2 protein-coding genes are annotated in these 2,819 nt (G+C 66.6%); both read left to right on the plus strand.

The annotated features are described in order from the left end of the window. Positions 1-1,263: OprO/OprP family phosphate-selective porin (locus tag sphsw_RS12075; RefSeq protein WP_031440835.1), on the plus strand; the 1,263-nt coding region annotated here is incomplete at its 5' end. A 170-nt stretch (positions 1,264-1,433) separates the two neighbouring features. After that, positions 1,434-2,735, plus strand: coding sequence for a CitMHS family transporter (locus sphsw_RS12080; protein ID WP_031440836.1), 1,302 nt, complete (start codon positions 1,434-1,436; stop codon positions 2,733-2,735). Positions 2,736-2,819: the final 84 nt, after the last annotated feature.

The following is a 2,819-nucleotide window of genomic DNA, read 5'->3' on the forward strand; positions in this document are numbered from 1 at the left end:
GCGCAGACGGGCGAGCCCCGGCGGACCGTGCCGTTCGCACCGCAGCTCGCGCCCCCCGGCCCCGCCGACCGCAGCGTCGCGCAGGCCGTGGCGGCACGCGACAATCCATCGGGCCTGACGACCGAATGGGGCGCGGGCCTGCCGGTCTTCCACTCGGCGGACGGCGTCTATACCTTCAAGCCGCGCGGCCGGATCCTGACCGATGTGAGCTCGAGCTTCGGGTCGAAATATGACGGCCGCAACATCACGACGACGGGGATGCGCGCGCTGCGCCTCGGTCTCGAAGGTGGCGTCGGCACGCACTTCTTCTATCAGTTCGAAAGCGACTTTTCCGAAAACGAGGTCGACGTCGTCACCGCGTTCGTAGGCTGGCGCAACCGTATCACGCCCGGTCTCGATTACGACGTGCGCGCAGGCCATCTGTTCAACGACCGCAGCTTCGAGGGATCGACCGGGTCGGACTCGACCCCGTTCCTCGAGCGCACGACGGTCGCCACGGCGATCATCCCGCAGCGCGGCTTTTACGGCATCGGCGTGATGCCGCGGATCTTCTGGAAGACCGGCCACGCGTCGGTGACCGTCACCGGCGACCGGATCGACGGCACGCAGACGGTCGGCGACAGCCGCACCGTGCTCGGCCGCGCGCACTGGAATCCGATCAAGTCCGACACCGGCGTGCTTCATGTCGGGCTCTGGGGGTTCGACGAATCGCTGTCGTCCGTCGCGGGTACGCTGACCCGCAACACGGTGATCGGCGGACGCTTCAACGGCGCGTTGCGCGTGTCGAGCGGACCGCTGACGGGCGGGACCGGGACGACGGGTTACGGCGTCGAGCTTGGGGGCTATCGCGGGCCCTTGTGGGTGATGGGCGAAGCCGGCCAGCGCAATGCGCGGCTCGACGGTGGACGGCCCGACTTCGTCAGCAAGGCGTGGAGCGTGTCGGGTGGTCTCTTCCTCACCGGCGACCTGCCGCCCTATAACCCGCGGCTCGGCAGCTTCGGCCAGCCCAAGGTGCTCAAACCCACCTTCGATGGCGGCGTCGGCGCGATCGAACTGACCGCGCGGTACGAGAGCCTCGATTACAGCGACCTGCTGACCGGCGGCGACGGCTGGGCCGCGACGGTCGGGGTGAACTGGTATCTCAACAGCTTCACCCGGTTCCAGGTCAACGCGATCCAGTGGAACACCGACAATCGTGCGGGCGACTATGTCGGCAACGACAGCGGCCAGACGGTCAGCGCGCGCGTCGGTGTGACGTTCTGATGCGTGGTGATGTTCGTAGAGCATTGCCCCCTCGCTCCGTCATCCTGACGAACGTCAGGACCCAGAGCCACAAGGGGCAGCGCTCGGTAACCCTGGGTCCTGACTTTCGTCAGGATGACGGGGGTTTTGCCCCCACCCCCCTTTTTCACGCCCTTTTCTAGGACGATGCGATGAACCTTGCCCTGCTTGGCTTCCTGATGGTCGCCACGTTCATGACGTTAATCATGACCAGGAAGATGACGCCGCTGGTCGCGCTGATCGTGATCCCCTCGATCTTCGGCGTCTTCGCCGGCGAGGCCGCGGGTCTCGGCCCGATGATGATCGACGGTATCAAGAACCTCGCGCCGACCGGCGTGATGCTGCTGTTCGCGATCCTGTTCTTCTCGACGATGACCGACACCGGCCTGTTCGATCCGCTGGTCGGACGGCTGATCCGGATGGTGCACGGCGACCCGATGCGGATCCTGATCGGCACGGTCGTGCTGTGCGCGCTCGTCAGCCTCGATGGCGACGGCTCGACGACCTACATCATCACGATCGCCGCGCTGCTGCCGCTGTACAAGCGCTATGACATGAACCGCCTGTATCTCGTCTGCCTGCTGATGACGACGAGCGGGATCATGAACCTGACGCCGTGGGGCGGGCCGACCGCACGCGCGGCAAGCGCGCTGAAGCTCGATCCCGCGACGCTGTTCCTGCCGCTCATCCCCGGCATGATCGCAGGGCTCGCCTTCCTCGTCGGGCTGGCGGTGTATTTCGGTCGCAAGGAACGCGCGCGCATGGGCGAAGCGGGCATCACCGCGACCGACACGTTCACCGGCATGGCGGTGTCGCAATATCCCGAAGCACGCCGGCCCAAGCTGATCTGGTTCAACGCAGCGCTCGTAGTCACGCTGCTGACGCTGCTCGTCTGGGGCATCCTGCCGCTGTCGGTGCTGATGATGCTCGCCTTCGCGATCGCGATGATCGTCAACTATCCCGGCGTCGCCGACCAGAAGGAGCGGATCTCCGCGCATGCCGGCAATGTGCTGGCAGTCGTGTCGCTGATCTTCGCGGCGGGCATCTTCACCGGAATCCTTGGCGGCACCGGGATGGTCGAGGCGATGAGCAAGGCCGTGGTCGGCGTGATCCCGCCGGCGATGGGCCCCTATATGGCGCCGATCACCGCAGCGCTCAGCCTGCCCTTCACCTTCTTCATCTCGAACGACGCCTTCTATTTCGGGATGCTGCCGATCCTCGCCGAGGCGGGCGCGCATTACGGGGTCGCGCCCGAGGCGATCGCGCGCGCGTCGCTGATGGGCCAGCCGGTCCATCTGCTCAGCCCACTGGTGCCGTCGACCTATCTGCTCGTCAGCCTGGTCGGGATCGATCTGGCGGATCATCAGCGCTTCACGCTGGTGCCGGCGATCCTGGTCTGCGCGGTGATGACGGTGGTGGGCATGATCGCGCTCGCCTTCCCGTTCGTCGCCTGACCGGTCGGGCCGCCCGATGATGCCCCCCGCCCGCCCCCTGCTTCCCGCCACCGGAGACACCGCATGACCCGTTCACCGATCCCG

It is taken from the genome of Sphingomonas sp. FUKUSWIS1, assembly GCF_000733135.1.
GTDB classification, from domain to species: domain Bacteria; phylum Pseudomonadota; class Alphaproteobacteria; order Sphingomonadales; family Sphingomonadaceae; genus Sphingomonas; species Sphingomonas aerolata.

Bases quoted from the DNA above. Each gene is read 5' to 3' on its own strand.
- sphsw_RS12080 (WP_031440836.1), top strand. From the start codon at position 1,434: ATGAACCTTGCCCTGCTTGGCTTCCTGATGGTCGCCACGTTCATGACG.